Origin of the sequence: Pseudomonas sp. CFBP 13602 (assembly GCF_014842725.1) — a bacterium.
GTDB classification, from domain to species: Bacteria; Pseudomonadota; Gammaproteobacteria; order Pseudomonadales; family Pseudomonadaceae; genus Aquipseudomonas; species Aquipseudomonas baltica.
The window spans coordinates 530,563-550,431 of the sequence record NZ_JACYVT010000001.1 but is presented as its reverse complement, the minus strand read 5'-3'; the positions used below and the strand labels follow the sequence as shown (position 1 = coordinate 550,431).

The 19,869-nt window shown below is 59.6% G+C and carries 20 protein-coding genes; all 20 read left to right on the top strand.

Features of this window, described 5'->3' with window-relative positions:
* The first annotated feature begins 2 nt into the window (after nucleotides 1–2).
* The 20 genes from IFU31_RS02310 to IFU31_RS02215 all read left to right on the top strand — a co-directional run bounded on the left by IFU31_RS02310 (nucleotide 3) and on the right by IFU31_RS02215 (nucleotide 19,730).
* Nucleotides 3–860, top strand: coding sequence for a head maturation protease, ClpP-related (locus tag IFU31_RS02310; protein ID WP_192102172.1), 858 nt, complete (start codon nucleotides 3–5; stop codon nucleotides 858–860).
* A 2-nt stretch (nucleotides 861–862) separates the two neighbouring features.
* Nucleotides 863–2,050: a phage major capsid protein gene (locus tag IFU31_RS02305; protein WP_192102171.1), complete on the top strand. Its 1,188-nt coding sequence runs from the start codon at nucleotides 863–865 to the stop codon at nucleotides 2,048–2,050.
* 48 nt (nucleotides 2,051–2,098) lie between these two features.
* Nucleotides 2,099–2,611 (top strand): hypothetical protein, encoded by a 513-nt coding sequence (locus IFU31_RS02300; protein ID WP_192102170.1) that lies wholly within the window; start codon nucleotides 2,099–2,101, stop codon nucleotides 2,609–2,611.
* Between the two features lie 3 nt (nucleotides 2,612–2,614).
* A complete protein-coding gene (locus IFU31_RS02295) occupies nucleotides 2,615–2,956 on the top strand; it encodes a head-tail connector protein (RefSeq protein ID WP_192102169.1) in 342 nt (113 codons plus the stop codon).
* Complete coding sequence (locus tag IFU31_RS02290) at nucleotides 2,953–3,279, top strand: head-tail adaptor protein (RefSeq protein WP_192102168.1); 327 nt, start codon at nucleotides 2,953–2,955, stop codon at nucleotides 3,277–3,279. Before IFU31_RS02295 ends, IFU31_RS02290 begins: the two co-directional genes overlap by 4 nt.
* Nucleotides 3,280–3,460: 181 nt before the next feature.
* Complete coding sequence (locus IFU31_RS02285) at nucleotides 3,461–3,961, top strand: HK97 gp10 family phage protein (RefSeq protein ID WP_192102167.1); 501 nt, start codon at nucleotides 3,461–3,463, stop codon at nucleotides 3,959–3,961.
* Nucleotides 3,954–4,340 (top strand): DUF3168 domain-containing protein, encoded by a 387-nt coding sequence (locus tag IFU31_RS02280; RefSeq protein WP_192102166.1) that lies wholly within the window; start codon nucleotides 3,954–3,956, stop codon nucleotides 4,338–4,340. The genes IFU31_RS02285 and IFU31_RS02280 overlap by 8 nt, the downstream gene beginning before the upstream one ends.
* A gap of 54 nt (nucleotides 4,341–4,394) precedes the next feature.
* Nucleotides 4,395–4,889, top strand: a complete 495-nt coding sequence (locus IFU31_RS02275; RefSeq protein WP_192102165.1) for a hypothetical protein — start codon at nucleotides 4,395–4,397, stop codon at nucleotides 4,887–4,889.
* 39 nt (nucleotides 4,890–4,928) lie between these two features.
* Nucleotides 4,929–5,258: a hypothetical protein gene (locus IFU31_RS02270; protein WP_192102164.1), complete on the top strand. Its 330-nt coding sequence runs from the start codon at nucleotides 4,929–4,931 to the stop codon at nucleotides 5,256–5,258.
* A 113-nt stretch (nucleotides 5,259–5,371) separates the two neighbouring features.
* Nucleotides 5,372–5,503, top strand: a complete 132-nt coding sequence (locus IFU31_RS21785; RefSeq protein WP_446731012.1) for a hypothetical protein — start codon at nucleotides 5,372–5,374, stop codon at nucleotides 5,501–5,503.
* A 28-nt stretch (nucleotides 5,504–5,531) separates the two neighbouring features.
* The gene (locus tag IFU31_RS02260; RefSeq protein ID WP_192102163.1) at nucleotides 5,532–8,750 is read left to right on the top strand and encodes a phage tail tape measure protein; all 3,219 of its coding nucleotides are present in this window, start codon (nucleotides 5,532–5,534) and stop codon (nucleotides 8,748–8,750) included.
* 18 nt (nucleotides 8,751–8,768) lie between these two features.
* The gene (locus tag IFU31_RS02255) at nucleotides 8,769–9,353 is read left to right on the top strand and encodes a hypothetical protein (RefSeq protein WP_192102162.1); all 585 of its coding nucleotides are present in this window, start codon (nucleotides 8,769–8,771) and stop codon (nucleotides 9,351–9,353) included.
* A complete protein-coding gene (locus tag IFU31_RS02250) occupies nucleotides 9,353–9,955 on the top strand; it encodes a hypothetical protein (protein WP_192102161.1) in 603 nt (200 codons plus the stop codon). Before IFU31_RS02255 ends, IFU31_RS02250 begins: the two co-directional genes overlap by 1 nt.
* A gap of 4 nt (nucleotides 9,956–9,959) precedes the next feature.
* Nucleotides 9,960–10,358, top strand: a complete 399-nt coding sequence (locus IFU31_RS02245) for a DUF6950 family protein (protein WP_192102160.1) — start codon at nucleotides 9,960–9,962, stop codon at nucleotides 10,356–10,358.
* Entirely contained in the window at nucleotides 10,355–15,817 is a 5,463-nt protein-coding gene (locus IFU31_RS02240) for a phage tail protein (RefSeq protein ID WP_192102159.1), read from the top strand. The genes IFU31_RS02245 and IFU31_RS02240 overlap by 4 nt, the downstream gene beginning before the upstream one ends.
* A 7-nt stretch (nucleotides 15,818–15,824) precedes the next feature.
* Nucleotides 15,825–16,130, top strand: coding sequence for a hypothetical protein (locus tag IFU31_RS02235; protein ID WP_192102158.1), 306 nt, complete (start codon nucleotides 15,825–15,827; stop codon nucleotides 16,128–16,130).
* Nucleotides 16,130–16,999: a hypothetical protein gene (locus IFU31_RS02230; RefSeq protein WP_192102157.1), complete on the top strand. Its 870-nt coding sequence runs from the start codon at nucleotides 16,130–16,132 to the stop codon at nucleotides 16,997–16,999. Before IFU31_RS02235 ends, IFU31_RS02230 begins: the two co-directional genes overlap by 1 nt.
* A gap of 43 nt (nucleotides 17,000–17,042) precedes the next feature.
* A complete protein-coding gene (locus IFU31_RS02225) occupies nucleotides 17,043–17,270 on the top strand; it encodes a hypothetical protein (RefSeq protein ID WP_192102156.1) in 228 nt (75 codons plus the stop codon).
* Between the two features lie 62 nt (nucleotides 17,271–17,332).
* Nucleotides 17,333–17,800, top strand: coding sequence for a hypothetical protein (locus IFU31_RS02220; RefSeq protein WP_192102155.1), 468 nt, complete (start codon nucleotides 17,333–17,335; stop codon nucleotides 17,798–17,800).
* A 298-nt stretch (nucleotides 17,801–18,098) separates the two neighbouring features.
* Complete coding sequence (locus IFU31_RS02215; protein WP_192102154.1) at nucleotides 18,099–19,730, top strand: cellulase family glycosylhydrolase; 1,632 nt, start codon at nucleotides 18,099–18,101, stop codon at nucleotides 19,728–19,730.
* Nucleotides 19,731–19,869: the final 139 nt, after the last annotated feature.

The window sequence follows — 19,869 nt, the reverse complement described above, 5'->3', positions numbered from 1 at the left end:
CCATGAAACACAAGATCCAGTCTCGCGGCCTACGCAGCGAGATGAGCCCGCGTGCGCTCGACAAATGGAATCCTGCCATCCAGGCGGCCGTGGAAAACACCTCTGAGGCCATCACGATCTACGGCGTGATCGGTGAGGACTGGTACGGGGAGGGTGTGACCCTCAAGCGTATCGATGCGGCGCTGCGAGCGATCGGCGACCGTGAAGTGACGGTGTACATCAATTCGCCGGGCGGAGACATGTTTGAGGGCATCGCTATCTACAACCGCCTGCGTGAGCACAGCCAGAAGGTCACCACCAAGGTGCTCGGCATGGCCGCCAGCGCTGCCTCGATCATCTATCTAGCCGGCGCCGATCGCCAGGTGGCCAGCAGCGCTTTCCTGATGATCCACAACTGCTGGACTTTCCTCGCCGGCAATCGTCACTACCTGCGCGATGTGGCCGACGACATGCAAGAGTTCGACGCCGCGATGGCCGACCTTTATGCCGAGACCAGTGGCCAGCCAGTCGACGGCATGGCCGAGCTGATGGATGACGAGACGTTCATTCGCGGCAAACGGGCGGTGGAGCTTGGTCTGGCTACTGGGTTGCTTTCCGCCAATGAGGTCGTCGAACGCGAAACCGAGGACACCACTCAGACCAATGCTCTCAAGGCCATGGACGCTGCATTGGCCAAAGCGGGCATGACCCGCTCCGAGCGCCGCGAGCTGTTCGCCAGTTTCAAGTCCGGTACGCCTCGCGCTGCCGGCGGGGGTACGCGTAACGCTGCCCCGACCGATAAGCCCAGCGCTGTCGCGCCAGACCTCTCCGCCTCTCTGAGCGCGGCAACCGATCTTCTCAAATCTCTGAAAGGAAAGTGACCATGGACTACGAAGCCCAAGTCAAGGAATTCAACGCCACCCTCAAGGGCATTGGCGACCAGATCAAAGCCCAAGCTGAAGCCACCGAAAAGCAGATCAAGGCATCCGGCGAGATGAACGCCGAAACCCGCGCCAAGGTTGACGAACTGCTGACCAAGCAGGGCGAAGTGTCGGCGCGCCTGCAAGAAGCCGAGCAGAAGCTGGTTAACGCTAGCCGTGCTCCGGCTGACCGCGAAGAGCCGCAGAAATCGGTCGGCGCTTTGGTCGTTGGCAGCGAAGAAATGCAGGGCATGAATTCCTCCTTCCGTGGCTCGCGCCGTGTGTCGGTTCCGCGTGCCGCTATCACCACGGCCACCGGCGGCGCTCTGACCACTGCAGATCGCCAGCCAGGCATTATTGCTCCCCCTCAACGTCGCCTGACCATCCGCGACCTGGTGGCACCTGGTACCACCGAAGCCAACTCGATCGAGTATGTGCGTGAAAGCGGTTTCACGAACAACGCTCGAACCGTCGCCGAGAACACGGCCAAACCCTACTCGGACATCGCGTTCGAACTGGCCACCGCCAACGTGCGCACCATCGCGCATCTGTTCAAAGCTAGCCGTCAGATGCTCGACGATGCGCAGGCGCTGCAAAGCTACATCGACGCTCGTGCGCGTTATGGCCTGCTGATGGCTGAAGAGGCCCAGCTGTTGTACGGCAATGGCACTGGTGCCAACTTGCAGGGCCTCATGACCGTCGCGCAGCTGTATGCCGCTCCCGCAGGCGTGGCAGTGGTTGGCGAGCAGCGCATTGACCGCCTGCGCCTGGCCTTGCTGCAGGCCGAGCTGGCCGAGTTCCCCTCGGACGGCATCGTCTTGAACCCGATCGACTGGGCTGCTATCGAGTTGACCAAGGATGGCGAAGGTCGCTACATCATCGGCGAGCCACAGGACGGCACCACTCCACGTCTGTGGAACCGTCCGGTTGTCTCGACCCAGGCTATGACACAGGACGACTTCCTAGTCGGCGCATTCAAGTTGGGTGCACAGATCTTCGACCGTATGGAAATCGAAGTGCTGATCTCCACCGAGAACGACAAGGACTTCGAGAACAACATGGCAACCATCCGCGCCGAAGAACGTTTGGCCTTCGCCATATATCGTGGCGAGGCCTTCGTTACCGGCCCGCTGACCGGCAGCGGTTCGTAACCCTCCATCCCAAGGCACCAGCGATGGCGCCGTACAGGAGCGATACCCATGGCTAGTACCAAGAAGCAGGACAAACCCAGCACGGTAACGGAGCAGGCGACGGCCACGCCCGGTGATCAGGCTTTGAACTCGCCGCTCAGTGGCAACGATGCCACGAGCGCGAACGCGACCACAGGCGATGCCGCGCTCATTACGCCCAGTACCGACTCTGGACTCAGCACCACGCTAGAAGAGGGCGGCCCGGCGACTCCGCTACCGGTGGAGCCGGCTCTGGTGAACCCCTCGACCGCTGGTGCTGCAAGCGCTGGCGCTTCGCCGAGCCAAGTGGGTCAGGCTGACGACACGCTTGAAGTCGCCGACGACCCTGCGGCGCCGGGGGAGCTCGCCCTAAGCGCCCTAGTCCAGGTGAACCCGACCAAAGTCGAGGTTTACCCGTTGCGGTCGTTCATGGACGAGGGCGAGTTGCGCCGGCGCGGCGGGCCGAGTTACCAGGTGCCCAGGCTTCATGCTGAGGAGCTCGAGCAGCGGAAGCTGATATCGCGCACGCCGTTGGAGGAGTGACCAATGTCAGTGATCAGCATGGCGCAGGCCCGCGCCCACCTGCGTGATCCAGACGATGACGACGACTACTTGCAGTTGCTGATCGATTCGGCTGAGCAATCGGCCGTGAGCTATCTCAATAGGCAGGTCTACGCCGATGTGCAGTCGATGGCAGAGGCGGTGGCAGCAGAGGTGGCCGGGGAACAACCCATGCTCAGCAACGCCCCGTTCAAGTCGGCGTGTCTGCTGATCCTGGGGCACCTATACGCCAACCGTGAGGACGTTGTGACTGGCACGATCGCTACCGAGTTACCCAGAGGATCGCAAGCATTGCTAACTCCTTACCGGGTCGGGTGGGGCATATGAGGGCTGGGCCGCTTCGGCACTTGTTCAAAGTGACCTTCCGGCATGAGGAGCGAACCAGGTCCGGGGGCGCAGTTGTCACTTGGCTTCCTGCCGCTCGCCCAGAAATGTGGGGTGAAGTACGAACCCCATCTGGGCGGGTAATCGCGGTGGCCGAAAAGCTGAACGCAATAGTGACGGTCGAAATCATCGGCAGACCTAGAACTGACATGTTTCCAGGCGCGCGGCTGACGCGACGGGGTGTCACGTACCAGGTTGAGGCTGTACTACCTGATAACGAAAACACACTGATGAGACTTCTTTGCTCATCGGTACCGAACCCATGAGGTGAACTATGAAAATCCGTGCATTAGGTCCGCTGACCGGCGCCTTAGGCGAACGCCAGAAAGGTGAGGAATTTACCGTCGCAAAAGAACACGGCGAGGGTCTGATAGCCTGAGGCTACGCCGAAGAGGTTCCTGAGGCTGCCGCCAAGCCAGTGAAAGCCGATCAGGCTAAGGGGTAGCTATGGCCCGCCGCTCGAAGATGCGCGGCGATATACGCCTTCGGCGGACGCTGCGCAATATCCACCAGACGATGGACAACGAACTGACGCCGGCCATGCGCAAGGCGGCTGAGCGTGTCCTGGCCACCCAGCAACAGTTGATGCTCAGAGACACGGGCGCTGCCGCAGCCGCGCTGAAAATCTATGTGGCGCCCAGCGGCCTTGACGCGCAGATCGGCATCCGCGGAAAGCGCGACAACCGAAGGTTTTTTTACCTGCGCTTCATCGAATACGGCACCAAGGGCTACACGGGCGGCAAGCGAGGCAGCAACCGCAACCGACGCACGACCAACAAGAGCGATGGCGTAAATTTTTTTGGCAAAACGCCGGACATTCCGGCTCGGCCGGCGCACCCGTGGCTTCGCCCCTCCATCGACGTGAATCGAGAATATGTGATGGCTGATATCGAGGAAGCCGTGCGCCGCACACTACGGAAGGCGAGCCAGGGGGTGGGTAATGCCTGACCCCTCAGTTGCCCTGCAAGAGGCCATTTTTGCCAGACTGAACACTGGGGTCAGCTGCCCAGTTTACGACGGTGCGCCTATGAACGCCGACATGCCGTACGTCTCAATCGACCGAGAGGTGTCGGTCAACGACAGCCCTATCTCAGGACGTAAGCGCGAGCAGCGCCTGCTCTACCTGTCGGTTTGGTCGGATTCTGTAGGCCAGGCGGAGGTCAAGCGCATCAACGGCGAGGTTATTGCCGCGCTGGACGAGCGTCCGCTGGCGCTGGAGGTTGGTCGCGCTGTCTCTGTACGCGTTATCCAGGCCGATTCCCAGCGCGATGCCGACGGCATCACGTATCAAGGGTCGATTACGGTCCGCGTCATCACCACTCACTGATTCAACATCGGCCGCCTCGCGGCTTTATCCAATGTGCCTTTTGGAGGAATTTCCATGGCCGACAATCTGAACACCGCCGCCGGGTGCCGCCTCGGCATTGGCACCAAAGCCGCTGCCAGCACCGAAGCTGATTACAAAAAAGACGTCTACGTCGACGTGGGCGAGATCGAGGATCTGGGCGAGTTCGGCGACACCTTCAGCAGCGTGAACTTCACGTCGCTCAAGGATGGCCGCGTGCGCAAGTACAAGGGCACTGCTGACGCGGGCGACCTGACGCTGACGGTGGGCCTCGATAACGGCGACCTGGGCCAGAAAGCCGTGAAGGTCGCGCACAAGGACCGTACCAAGGGTGACTACAACATCAAGGTCACGCTGAACGATGGCGACCCGACGGCCAACCCGGTGGTGGTGCCGACCACCTTCTATTTCCGGGTGAAGGTGATGAACAACACCGTGGCACCGGGCGCTGCCGACAATGTCGTCCGCCGCAACATCACCATGGGCATCAACTCCGACATCATCGAAGTGATCGCCGGTCCTGCCGTCTGATAGCCGGGGCTTCGGCCCCGCTTCCCAAGGAATTGATCCATGAGCAAAACCCTACACGGCGCGACCTCGGTGCAGGTCGGTGACGAATCGTTCGACCTGACCATTACCCTGTCTGCGGTGCGCAAGATCGAAGCGCACTTTGGCGGCCTGCGCGGCGCCGCCGAATCGCTGCGTGTACTGAGCGTTGACGGTGTGGCGCTGATCATCGCCGCCGGTGCCGGGCTAAGCGCCGATGCCTCCCGCGAAATGCCGGAAAAGGTATGGCTGGCCGGCGTGTCCGGCATTGCTGCGCAGCTAACCGGTTACCTCGGCGCGCTGTACAACCCCCGCGGCGACACGCCGGGAAACGTCGAAGCGGGGAAGGCGTAAGCGCTGTCGAAGACGGCAGCTATGTGGACCGCCTCTTTGCAGTGGCCACAGGCTGGTTAGGCTGGGCACCCGATGTTGCCTGGCGAACGCCTCTCCCCGAACTCTTCATTGCCATGGACGCCAAGATCGAATGGGCTCGTATCACCAACCCATTTGGTAATGGCCGATCGGCAGAAAAACCAAAACCCACAACTGTGGCTGAAAAGCTGCGCCAGGCACTGACCGGGCGCAAGGCTGCGCAGTAGATCCGTGAACCATCACTAGGGGCCCCGCATGGCTGATTCCGACGTCCAAGGGATGCTCGTACGTATCGAGGCCACCACCGCTCAGTTGCGCCAGGAGCTGGCGCGGGGCGAAACGGCCGTGGCCAAAACGTCCGGCCAAATCGACAACAGCCTGGGCGTAGTCGATAAAGCCTTCGACCGAACCGGTGCCAATGCCAGCGTGCTACAGCGCTCGATCAGTACGGCATTCACGGGCATGGGCCTGGCTGCAACGGCTGCGATCGCGGGGCTGGTGGCAATTACCACCAGGACGACCGAGTACGCGCAGGAGGTGCGCAACCTCTCCACGCTGTCGAACACGTCCACCACCGAGTTCCAGCGCATGGCTGCCGGTGCGCGAACCGTTGGCGTGGAGCAGGAAAAGCTTGCCGATATCTACAAGGACACCACCGACCGCGCCGGCGAATTCATCTCGCGCGGCGGTGGCGAGATGGCGGACTTCTTCAAGGAAATCGCGCCTCGGGTGGGCGTCACTGCCCAGATGTTTGCCAATCTGTCCGGGCCCCAAGCCCTGCAGCTCTACTACAACTCGCTGGAAAAGGCAGGGCTCAACCAGCAGCAGATGACCACCTACATGGAGGCCATGGCGGATGAGGCGACAGCGCTGATTCCACTGCTCAGGAACAACGGCGCAGGTTTCAAGCAGCTTGGCGATCAAGCTGAGACGGCTGGCAACATTCTTTCGAACATTCAGGTCGCCCGCCTGGTGGAGGTCAACCAGTCCATCAAGACGCTGGAGGCATCGTTTGCAGGTGCTTCGCGCCAGTTGGTGGCCGGGATGCTCCCTGGCATCGAAAGCGTCACGCAGCGCCTCAATGCGATGTCGAAGAATGGCATCACCGAAGGCTTGGGCACTGGCATCGGCTTTCTTGCCGACAACCTGAATATTCTGGTAGCGATCCTCGGCGGCAAGGTGGCGGCGGCCTTCGTCGGCTATTTGTCGAACCTGGCTGCGAGCACTGCGGCCAGTGTGCAGTCGCGCTCCGCGAATATTGCCCAGGCAGCCAGCGCAGTGCAGGTGGCCACCGCCAATCAGATCGCGGCGCAATCGGCCGCACTCCGGGCGGAGAAGGAAGCCATCGCGGCGCGCGGCACGGCAGTCCAGACGCAGATGTCGATCCAGTTGGCCGAGGCTCGGATGGCGGAGCGAGCGGCAACTGCGCAAGTTGCCGCGGCGCAGGCCACGTTGAAGACTGTTTCCACCGGCATCCTCTCGTTGCTGGGCGGCCCCGCCGGGATTGCGGCTCTGGCGGTCGGCGCAGGTATTGCGTTTCTGACCATGCGCGACAGCACCAACGAGGTCGCCAGTAGCCTGGACGCCCTGAAGCGTCCGCTGAAGGAAGTCCGCGAAGAGTTTCGAAAGCTGACTCAGGATCAGCAGGGCGCCGAGTTGGTAAAGGTCGCGCGGGATCAGGAGCGGGCGGTGTCCGCCGCTGATGAGGCCTACGGCGACTTCCTGAAGACAGTCCGGCAGAACCTCGGCTCTACGGTGGGCACGCGCGTAGGCGCTGAATTCGATGCTGCGCGTGCGTCCGGCAAGCAGCTTTCAACGGTGGTCGACGACCTCACGAAGCGTTTCAACATCCCTGAGGAAAACCTCAGGTCGATCCGTGAAAGCGCAGGCGCGTTCAGCTCGGCCGACAAGGCCGCGGCCAAGCTCACCAAAACTCAGCAGGCGCTGACGAAAGATCTGGCGGCCGGCCCGACGGCACCTGTGCCGGATAACACGGCCGCGATCAACGCCGGCAACACTTACCTGCAGCAGCTCGACAAGCAGATCCAGACGCTGAAGGACAAAACAGCGCTCGAACAGGCTGAGACGCTGATCCTCCAGGAGAAGATCGACCCCGAAAGCGCATTGGCCGCCAAGATTCGCGAGCGTGCCAAAGCCGTCGATGCGCTGAAGGAGGCTGATAAAGCCGCGACGAAGGAAGAGTCGGCTGCCGAGAAGGCGCGCAAGGCTGCCAATAGCGCGCTGGAGCAACGGGTCAAAACGGCCCAAGCATCGTTCGATGCCTTGAAGAAGGCCTTCGACCCGGTAGGCGCTGCGCAAGACGAGCTCAAGACGAAGACCGAAGAGCTCGACCTGCTGTTCCAAAGCAAAAAGCTTTCGCTCGACGAGTACACCAAAAGCCTCGGCTGGCTGAAAGATCAGTACGACACAACGGTTGCCTCGGCGACTGGCCTATCCCAGGCCATGCAGTATCAGGCCGATCTGGAAAAGCAGCTCAGCAATGCTCGTGCTTCCTACGACTCCATGGCATCGGCTGTCGGTTTGGGCGACAAAGAATCGGAACGCGCGCAGGCACGTCTCGACCTGGAGCGTCAGACCAACGACAAAATCCTGTCGCTACGCACCGACCTGGCCACGGCTACCACCGAAAAGCAACGGCAGGACCTGCAGAAGCAGATCGAGCTGACCGAGGAATACGGCACCCGGCAAGTGCAGGTCATGCAGGAAGGCTGGCAGAAGATCGACCAGGCCCAAAGCGACTGGAGCAATGGCGTAAGCCGGGCGTGGGGAAACTACCGCGACAGCGCTGCCGATGTTGCTGGCCAGACTGAATCGCTGTTCTCCAACGCGCTCAGCAGCACCGAAGACGCCATCGTGCAGTTCGTCAAAACCGGCAAGCTGTCTTTCAAGAGCCTGGCCGACTCCGTCGTCGAGGATTTGATCCGTATCCAGGCCAAGCAGGCCTTGGTCGGGCTTGCCAGTTCCGCCTTCAGCTTTCTGTCCGGCGGTAGTGCGGCTTTGGGGCAGGGAACCATGACTGGATTCGGCGGGGGATCATTCGTCGATACAGTTCAGGCTAAAGGCGGGGTTTGGGATCGGGGCGTGCAGAAGTTCGCCAAGGGTGCAGCGTTCACCAACTCCATTGTCGACTCCCCAACGTTGTTCGATATGGCTGGCGGAAAGACCGGCATGGCTGGCGAAGCGGGACCGGAGGCAATCATGCCGCTCACTCGCTCGGCCGACGGATCGCTCGGTGTGCGCATGGTGGGCGACGACAGTACCAATACTGCCGCTACGACTTCGAGCACCCTACCAGGCGTGACCCAGCACTTTCATTTTGGTGGTGGGGGCGATGCGGTTTCTAGAGCAGACCTCAAGCAGGCGGCGCAGGAAGGCGCCCAGGCCGGGTACCAAATGGTACTCGGCGATCTCAAAAGAAACGGGGCAGCCCGACAACTGATCAATCGCCGGTGACCGGCTTTAGGAGTACCCATGGCGCTTGAGTGGCCTGAATCGTTGGAGCCGACCGAAACCTCGTGGGGCATGACGTACAACAACCAGGCGTTCACCTCGACGCTCTCCAACGCGCAGCAGATCGTTGGCTACCCCGGCGCCTACTGGATATGCACCCTGACCTTCGGCGTGCTGTTTGAAGAGGATGAGCGGCAGCTGACGGCGTTGATCGGTCGACTGCACGGGATGTTCGGCACGGTAAAGATTTCCGCGCTCACCCGCACCCGCGAGGATGACGTTGGCGCGGCGGTGGTCGTTTCCGGAGTTGCCCAGGCCACTACCATGGTCATCGGCGGCGTTACTCCAAATGTCAGAGTTTTTTCGCTGGGCGACTACCTGACGATTGAAGGCGAGATGTTCGAGGTCGTGCAGGACGCCTCCGCGAATGCCCAGGGTCGGGTAACGGTGATGCTGAACAAGCGTATCCGTCGCGCGCTCCAGGCGGGTACCGCGGTGGAGTACCGCAACCCGTACTCGGAGATGCGCCGCGTCGTGGATACCCACGAGGTGGCCATTCAGCCGATCGTGTCCAACTGCACCCTGCAATTTCGGGAGGCCTTCTGATGGCTACTTCATTTCCATTCAGCCAGAGCGTCATCGACATCCTGGCTACCGGCCGCTTCATGGTGGTCTATGCCTGCCAGTTGGATTTCGTCGACGGCATGGTGTACGCGCACACGGGCACTGGCCAGATTGTCATCGATGGGATTACCTACGATGGCGTCGGCGTGTTCGGGGAGATTGGGCAGTCTCAGGAGAGCGACAATTCAGGATCTCCCATGTCGGTCGACCTGAGGCTGTCGGGCCTGGACGCGTACATCCTGCGCGAGACGAATATTCGCGGGTGTCGGGGCAGGCCTGGCAAGCTCATGTTCGTTGCGTTCGACGAGGCGGGCAACTACGCGGCCGACATCCTGTTCTCCGGCCGCATGGACGCCGCCGCTTTCCAGTTCGGTGGCAATGGGAACGAGGGAAACTCCATCACTGTGCCAGTCATTGACCGGATGGCGGAGTGGAATCGCACGGGCACCGAGCGCTGGACGGATGAAAACCATAGTGCGCGACATGGCGGCGATCGCTTCTTCTACGCGGTTGCGCAAATGGCCGAATGGCCCCTGTACTGGGGCGCTGGCAAGGACGCTCCTGCGTTTACCTACGAAAAGTGACCCTATGCGCAATAGAGATTGGACCACACGTCTGAACGACGTCATCAAGGCCGCCCTGGAGCGGCCTTTTTCATGGGGCGAATTTGACTGCTGCCTGTTCGCTGCCGACTGCGCTGTGGCCGTTTGCGGGATCGATCCTGCTGCGCTTTACCGCGGCAAGTACAGGACCGAGGCGGGCGCCAAGCGCGCGCTGAAGAAGAACCACGGCAGCCTCGAGGCAGCGTGGGATGCCTGCTTTGCCAGGGTGGCACCGGCATTCGTTCAGCGCGGTGACGTCGCCATGTACGACGGGCCTCAGGGTAAGGCAATCGCCGTGTTCTGGGCTGGCGAGTTCTGGGCGGCGACTGACGACGGCGCCGCCCGGGTGGTGTGTGAGCCGACAGCAGTGTGGAGAGTTGAATGAGCAGCGGAATCAAGAAAATTGCCCAGGTAGCCGTAGGCGCTGTCGTGGGCTTTGTTCAAGGTGGTCCGATTGGCGCCGCCATCGGGGCCGGGCTGGCGCTTTATGCTGCTACCCAGCAGGAGGCGCTAACCAACAGTTCGTCCACGCGCGCCAGTGAGCCATCTGCTCAGACGGTGCGGTCATCCAAGGCCCCTATTCGGTTCATCCTTGGACGGGTCAGTACGGGCGGCGTGCTCGTCTGGGCCCAGGAGCAAAGTGGCGCCGAAGGGGCTGGCGAGTGGGTTCACTTGGTCTATGTCCTCAGCGAAGGCCCCGTAAGCAGGCTGGAAGATATTTTTCTGGGGCAGGAGTCGATCAGCAAGTTTGGCGCCGATGCCACTTACGAGCTCGTGGTCAACCCGACCACGGTCAATGCCTTTCTCAAGGCCAACTGCCCGGATTGGAAAGACACTCAGATCGGTAGGGGGCTGTCCTATGTGCGACTCTCGCTGCGTTACAACGGCGAGAAATTCCCCTCCGGTATCCCGGACGTACGATTTTTGGTGCAGGGGCGAGATGACGTCTACGACCCGCGCACTGGCAACACTGGATATACCCAGAACACGGCGCTGCACATCCTCTGGTACCTGCGTACCCGTTGCGGCGTGCCTGACGATGAGATTGTGTTTTCCACCTTCGCCAGCGCTGCCAATCTGTGCGACGAGCTGGTAACCAATGCGGACGGTACCAGTAGCCAGCGCTATACCACCGCATGCGTGATTGCCGCCAATGAGCAGCGCACCCAGGTCATCCAGAAACTGGAAGCGTCGTGCGCAGGCAAGCTTATTCGGGTGGGCGGCCGTTGGATGCTGCAGGCTGGTGCCTACTGTGGCCCTTACGACTTCGAAATCACTGAAGACATGGTGATCGGCACTATCAAGGGAGGTACTGAATCCACCAACGATGCGGCGATCAACACAGTGCGCGGCACGTTCATCGACACCACCCAGGCATGGGCCGAAACGGACTATCCCGAGGTGGTGGTCAGCCAGTGGCTGGCCGAAGACGGCGGTGAAGCGGCGGAGACGTTGAGCTATCCCTATGTGACGAACGCCTACCAGCCGCAGCGCCTGGCCAACATCGAGTTGCGCCGGCGGCGCGCGGGCGGTGCGATCAGCATTCCGATGAACTTCGCCGGGTACAACTGCCGTCCCGGCCGTGTGGTGCGCGTGAACCTGCCTTCGCTGAATATCCTCGGCGAGTTCATCGTCACCAACTGGGCAATGGGCGCCAAGGAAGGCTGCACGGTGTCCTTGGCGCAGTATGAGCAGGCAATCTTCGATGACGCCGTGGGCCAGCCCTACAATCCGCTGGGTTTTATCAATCTGCCTTCCGGTGGGCTGGGGGCGCCTACCGGTGTCGCATGGTCGGCTGAGACAGTGGCTGAGGTCATTCAGGGCGTTCTGTCCTGGGCACCACCGGCCGGTATCGTGACGGAATATGTGGTCACTGTCCGGCAGGCCTCCGCGGTAGTGCAGGCTCATACTGTTCCTGCCAGCAGCCTCAACTGTAATATCACCGGGTTGATTTCTGGCAACTACACGATGAGCGTGGCGGCTGTGGGACCCGTGGCCAGGTCAGGCGAAGTATCGATCAATGTTTCAATCAACGGGCCGCCCACACCAGAGGCTTGTGCGGTGCACTCCTCAATCGATTCGATCACGCTGGTTCCAAGCAATGCGCGCAACGGCTTGAATAGCGGGTTCTACGAATTCTTCTACAGCATGAACCCCAAGGCTACCGCTGCGGCCGCGCAGTACCTGGGGCAGGGCCTGAGCTTCACCCACGCAGGGCTGGCTTTTTCCACGATCTATTACTACTTCATCCGCTCGGCGAACGCCTATGGAAAGAGCGACTTTCTGTATGTGCCTGCCACGACATCCAATGATGTCAGTACATACCTCCAGGCTCTCGCAGGTAAGGTAGGGAAATCTGCCTTGGGCAAGGAACTGGCGGCCGACATCGAGCTGATCAGCGGCAACGGCCCGGACTCCGTGAATGAGCGCCTGCAGGAAGCCAAGAGCTTGCTCGCCGAGCAGATCGCCGCTGTCGACACCGAATTGGAAGGCGTGAAGACCGAGCTGCAGGGACAGATTAACGCGATCGCCGATCTTGCCGACTCGATGCCGTACAAGCCCGATCAGACCTACGCCGTGGGGCAGGGCGTACTGGGCGCTGACGGCGTTATCTATCAAGCGGTCAAAGCTGTTCCGGTCAAAAACCCGCCACCGAACACCACGTACTGGCTGAACGTGGGGCAGGCGGTGGCCACTGCAAACGGTCTCGCAGCGCGCGTGCAGACTGTAGAAACGAAGGTGACCTCGGTCGAAGGGGTGAACACCGCCCAGGCGCAGCAGATCAGTGGGTTGCGCACGGACGTGGACGGTAAGGCGTCGGCGAGCAGCGTGCAGAGCATCGGCAACCGGGTGACCACTGCTGAAAACTCGCTTTCAAGCCAGGGGTCGGCCATCACCGGCCTGAACAACGGCCTGACCACGACCAACACCAATGTCAGCACTGCTCAGGCGGCAGCGAACAACGCAGCCGCGCTGGCCGGTAGCAAAGGCAAGGTGCTGGTGCAGACGGCGGCGCCAGCGGCCGCGGACCAGTTGGCACAGAACCTGTGGATCGATATCAGTGGCGGGGCCAATACGCCCAAGCGCTGGAACGGCTCGGCCTGGGCGGCTGTTACCGACAAGGTCGCAACAGATGCGGCGAATGCTGCAGCCAGTGCGTTGACCCAGGTGCAGACCAAGGCCGACGCCGGCTCCGTGGCGGCGTTGACCAACCGTGTCACCGCTGCCGAGGGCGCTGTCACATCGGCCAGTAGCAACATCGTCAGCCTCACCAACTCTATTGGGGCAGGTAACTCTGCGGGGTCCAACATTATCCCGAATGCCTCGTTTGATCCGGCCTATAACCAAATGGGCTTTACAGTAGTGGCTTCTACCACTTCGGGCGTCCCTGCAAACTGTCCATTTAAGTATGTAGCTAAATTGGCTAGCCGCGATCATGTTCCCTTGCTGGCGGTAGTGCCATACACCCCCGCTAAGCCGGGTGACGTTTGGAGGGTGAGTGCGTTGGTTGCCTGTGGTGCTGGTACGGCCCCCTTCAACTTTTACTTTAATCGAGGGTCCGATCCAAACACTTATGCTGCTGTGGGCAACGGTGCGGGCAACATTGCCCCTACTGCTACCTGGACCCGTGCAGCTTGGGATTATACGGTCCCAGCAAACACGTTCTTTATTCAACCCTTTTTGCAGATTGAACAGCCGCACGGTGGGTCTGGGACCATATGGTATGCAACAGATTGGCGGGTTGAGAACATCAGCGCCGCAAAGGCTGCGCAAACAACTGCCGATGCAACCTCGCTTGCAGTCTCTTCGCTCAGCAGCACCGTCAATCAACAAGGTAATGCTCTCACTTCGGCGAGTAGCAATATTGCCAATTTGACAAACAGCATCGGCAATGCTGGCGGGGAAAATCTTTCCCGGAACCCTGATTTTAACAAGGCTGCATCGGCGGCCAATGATTTGCCAGACGGTTATCTTGCTGACGGGCCCGGTACACCTGGGGCATCAACTGGGGTATTTGCTCTTGTTCCATCCTTCATGAACAGTGGAGAGAAGGCGCAGCGCATCACAGTAACGGGGATCAATATAAGCGCCCTGTATCGCTCGATTAGGAATGCACCGAACCGTCTACCAAAAGTTATTGAAGGGCAGCCATTTTGTTCCTCGATCTACATCAAGGGTACGGTAGGTTTGGGTTTTCGAATATTCATCCAACAGATCAATTCGGCAGGGGGGCTTATCACGACCACTCCGAGCGATATGTACTACCTGACCGGCTCCCCCCAACGGATCGCTATGGCGATACAATCCCCTATGGCCGGGACTACGCAAATCGTTATGTTCTATCGTGTCTACGGTAGTGCAACCGTTTCTGACGGTTTTATCGAGATGGCTCGTCCACAGGTAGAGTATGGATCGGTGCCTACGGGCTGGAGCAACAATGGTCAGGTAGAGTCTCTTGCAAGGGCCGCTACCTCCAGTGCAGTGGATGCTCTTACGTCATCCGTGACCCAGCAAGGCGGTACGCTCACCAGCGTATCGGGTCGGACCACTTCTCTTGAGAACACCATCAACAGCAGCACCAACGGTCTCGCCACCAAGGCAAGCGCCAGTGCTGTCGGTGATCTATCAAGTCGGGTGATGTCTGCTGAAGGCGTGCTGACCAGCCAAAGCTCTGACATCACCTCGCTCAAGAGCAGTGTGGGTTCGGCAGGATCATTCGTGGCTGGCTTAGCCTTTGAGTTCTTGAATTCCAACCAAGGATGGGCACCACAATACGCAGGGGCAACCATGACCCCCGGCCCACTCTTCTCCACGCTGAACAAATACACAACGGTCCAGCGCAATGGCATGAGCATCAACGGCTCTGAGAACCCATTTCTGCGATTCCGCTTTCGCCGCAGGAACACGACCCGCATCACAGGCTCGGTCTACTGGGCGAACCAGGATGGCGGCTTGGCCGAGGCACGCAGGGCTAACTTCACCATCACAGGGAGTGAGGACTGGCAGGACGTGGAGATTGATCTTTCTGCAAACACCGGGTGGGTCGGCAAGACAATTACCTCCATCCGCCTGGACTTCATGAACAGCAGCGATACCACTGCCATTGTTGATCTGGGGTATGTGGCAGCAGGGCGCAGGTCGGCTGCAGCTTCTGCGCAGGCTGTATCCGCTCTGACCAGCGAAGTGACCCAGCAGGGCGACACACTGACGAGTCAGGCTACAAAGGTGGCATCGCTGCAGGCTGCAGTGGGCAATGCCAATACGGCCATTCAGACCGAAGCCACAGCCCGCACGAACGCCGATACCGCGCTCGGCCGACGCGTTGACACAGTGCAGAGCTCCTTGGGCAATACGAACGCGTCCGTGCAAGAAACCTCAACCGCGTTGGCCGGGCTGAACGGCCAAGTTCACGCGCAGTATTCCGTGAAAGTTATGACGACCAGCAGCGGAATGAAGGTGGCTGCAGGATTTGGCCTGGGCTTGGAAAGTGAAGGAGGGCTGACGCAATCCACCTTCGCAGTCAGCGCTGACCGGTTTGTGGTGCTGAATGCAAATTTAGGGGGTGGGGCAACGCTGTCGTCGCCTTTCGCCATTGAAAACGGCCAGGTTTTTATCGCAGATGCCTACATCAAGAAGGCAACAATACAGCAAGGGATTGTCGGGCAAGGCTTGTATTCGAGGACTTTCACGAACTACGGCTCGCCGGTAATGAACGTGGACTTCGATGCCGGACAGATCCTTATCCAAAATAAGACTACCAACGGCGCTTATATGTTTATCCGGCAGGACGGCATATTTATGGTGCAGAACGGCGTTGTCATAGTTGAGTTAAGTATGGGGTAGTATCGTCATGGCTGGATTGATTCTGCGTAACCCAGCGAACGGGCAAGAGATTCTGAACATGACCGGTAATTACAGTCAGGACCTGGGATCGGTCGTGACAGGCGGGGTGAATGGGGCGACTGCCATTGCTGCGCCCCCGGCGGGCAAGACGCTATTTTATGTCGTCTTGCCGCTCGTCGACTTGCAAAGGGAAAAGGGTAAACGTCCCGGTGTAACGATTTCAGGAAATACTCTCTCGTGGACCTATTCATATAATACGAATGGCTGGGGATATTTTTCGGCAAATTGTAGGATTTTTTATGGGTACTACTAGTGGCTGGATTAAAAGTCAGGAAGCCTGACGGCACTTTGTTGCTCGATAGCGAAAAAATCACGTATGGCCTGGTAAAAAGTGGGCGCCTTACGCAGGGAGAACGATGGCCAAGGAAGTATCTGCGGTCCATCCAGCTCGACCCGAACAATGGTCAGAATTGGGTGGAGAGTGCTGGTCTCACCGATCAGGTCTGGAGCTTCACCGTCCCGAATGCTGTAGCGCCGATGTTGTTCCTTGTCGGAAATGGCACCCTTAATGGCTCGACAATATCAGGAGACACAATTACGTATTTCTACTTGAATGCCGACGCTAATACCAAGATTTATGCGTTCGATCAGATGCGTGACATGGGGTCTGGCCCTCGACTTCGCTGTCGCAGCATGAGCGGTGCCATAACTTTCAACTCATACATGGTGCCGTTGAATGTGCTTGCAGCCGTGAAGGCTCCTTCGATTCCAGGCGTTCCATCACCACCATTTGGCTCTGGTATTGATAACGGCACCCGGCTTACAACATATTTGAACGGTTATAATCAAGAAGTGACGTTCGGAAACAGCCAGACAGTAGCCTCCGTAATTTACTCGAAGGTGGACGTTCCTTTGGCTGCTGAGGAGTACGCCGCGCATCTGACCTTTACCCGCGGCGCCACTGTTCAAATGCAAACGCCCAGCGGCGCCAACTTTCAGTTTGGCATGGAGGAAGGCTGCGGCGGATACAACGGCGGAATCCGCTTCATGTTTGGTCCTGCTGGAGGTACGCCGCAGCAAACCTCAAGCGGCAGTTGGACGTTATTCTATGGCATTCCTACCGACCGCTACCCCACAGCTCTCGTTGTCCGAACATCAAACCTGCCTTTCCCTTTCAATTAAAAACCCGGCCGTCATTGAGCGGCCTTTCCTCTGGAGATACATCATGCCTTACATCGTCATCAACGGTGCGAACCCGTACGACCCGAACAACCAAGTGGAATACGCCACCGAAGCCGAAGCGGACGCCAAAGCGCGAGAGATCCTGCAGTCGTTCCCCCAATCGTCGATCCGCACTGCGCAGTTGCTCAACAGCTACAGCGCTAAGGTAACGATCAGCGCCAAGGCCGTACCGGAGCCTTCACCACCGGCTGAATCGCCCACTGCTGAGTAAAACCTAACAGTCCACATGCCCGCCTCGAGCGGGCTTTTTTACGCCTGCAGGAAAGCGAAACCATGAACATCCCGATTGAAACCATCCGGCAGGCCCTGGGCTTTCTGCCCGCGAAGATGGCCGGCTGCCGCGCCATGACCATGATCATCGCCATCGGCCTGCAGGAGTCCGGCTTCCTTGCCCGTCGCCAGTACGAAAACGGCCCGGCGCGCGGCTTCTGGCAGTTCGAGCGGGACGGCGGCGTGAAAGGGGTGATGGAGCACCCGGACACCACCTCATACGCGGCGGCTATCTGCTTGCAGCGGGGCGTCCCATTCGAGCGAGCCAACGTGTGGGCGGCGCTGGAGACTGACGACCTGCTGGCGGTGGTGTTCGCGCGGCTGCTGCTGTGGAGCGATCCCAAGTCGTTGCCAGCCGTCACTGAACCCGATGCTGCCTGGAAGCTGTACCTGCGCACCTGGCGTCCCGGAAAGCCGCATCCGGAGAAGTGGCCCGAATGTCACGCCAATGCGCTCAGGGCGCTGGCCTGACTCCCTGCCTTCCAGCCGAAATCGAACAACCATCACGCGCTGCACTGCGTGACTTCTATAGGTGACAACTGATGGCTCCATACAGCGTTCAACATATCTTTCCTCATCGTGTTTCCAATCGACCAGTCGTGATAACTGTCGTGATCAAGTCGGGCACGGTCATCGTCGAGAAAACGGCCGGCGAAACGTGGGTTCCTGCCTTCACGTTCTTAGAAACTGGCTGCCAGGCCTTGTGGTTGGGGCGCGGCCGATTCCGCGTAACTCCGACTGGGAGCGCAGTCTATGAGGTCGATGAGTTATGACAGTCACGGCAGGCGTCGGCCTTGCTGCCGGTAGCGGTTTGGTTGCCGCGATCAGGGGGGTATTGACGGATGGCGCCTCGCCCCTTATGTGGCCGCTGAGCTTTGATCGCGGCATCAACATCTCGGGCATGGAGTTCAGCGAGAAAACCTATCCCGGCATTGAGGGTACTCACTACTTCGCCCCGCAAGAGGCTGATTTCGCGTATGCGAGCCGCAAGGGATTTACCATGGCCCGCATACCGTTCCTCTGGGAACGTGCGCAGCCCACGCTGAACGGTGCCCTGGCTCAGGTGTTTCTTCAGCAAATGGACTTCTGCGTTGCGATGGGCAAAAAATACCGCATTCGCCTGATTCCCGACATGCACAACTACGGTGGGCGCTATGTTGATCCCGCGATCACAGCCGGCGAGCGAGTGAAGATCGGATCGTCAACCCTGACCATCGCGCACTTCGTGGACTTCTGGACCAGATTTGCTACACGGTACAAGAACGAGCCCTTCATGTACGGCTATGACTTGATGAACGAGCCAGTGGGCATGCCGGTCGAGTGCAACCCTATGACCTACAACCCGTTCACTCCGAGCACGCAACTTCAGTTGATCCCGAACTACAAGTTCGCAGCCGACCTCTCGGGGTGGTCTGCCGACTCAGCTTACGTGCGCAAGACGGACCCCGCAGTGAATGGGGGTAATCCGTTCATTGAGTACACCGGGGTTTCTGGAAACTTTAGCAACTTCACGACTGCCAACGATGCTACCTCTGGCCTGTCCGTTGCCGCTTCCACGACCTACATAATCAGCGGCACCGCTACGGCGAGCTTTACCGGAAACTACCCGCAGATACAGGTCAACACCGGCGCGGATGATGGGCAGGGTCACGCCTATCCTGGCACCACGCTGGCGTCTTATCGCTTCGTGGCGGTAGCTACGGAAACCCGCTGGTCGTTCCAGTTCACCACAGCGGCTGACACCAAAAAGGTTTGGATTCGATTCCAGGGACTTGGCGGAGTTGGTCTGCTCCGATTCATGAAGCTGAACATCACCAAGGACGCGACCGTCCAGCCTTATCGCGATTTCGCGTACAACGGCCAGACGGCAACCACAAGCCTGATGAACCAGGCCGCTATCGCAGCCATTCGCACGCAGGATATGAACGTGCGCATCATCATGGAGAATGACAAGTACGCGGGGCTTCACCAGTTCACGGCCAACTTCGGGGCTAACCCTGATCCTTGGTGGAACGATCCGGCGAACAGAACCATGCCGTCTTTCCACTACTACCAGGACCTAGAGCATCGCGGTGTCTATGAGGCTGCTGATGCACAGTGGACGCAAGCCACACGCGACCGCCTGCGCAGCGATTGCCTGCCTGCGTTCCAGTGGTGCCGTCAAAGAAGGATTCAGCCCTTCATGGGTGAAATAGGCGTACCAAGTCGAAATGATACCAGCGGCAACAACTACCGCATTGACCTTGATACGCTTTTGGGAATCCTAGACGAGTTCGAAGTGCCAGCGACCTACTACGCCATGGGTCGGAACTACATGTCCGAGATCAGCGTATCGCCGGAGGCTAGCTACACCGTCGACAAGTCGCAGATGCCGATACTGACCGCCCACCTTGGCAAATGAGAAAGAAAGCGTATGACTCGCTTCTGACGGTGAAGACATCTCCTCCGCCCTGACCTCATCACGCGCCATCGAAATACTAGAAAGAAGCGACCGTCCACCATGCGTCAACATAGCGGCCGGCCGCCAAACCGCAGATTAC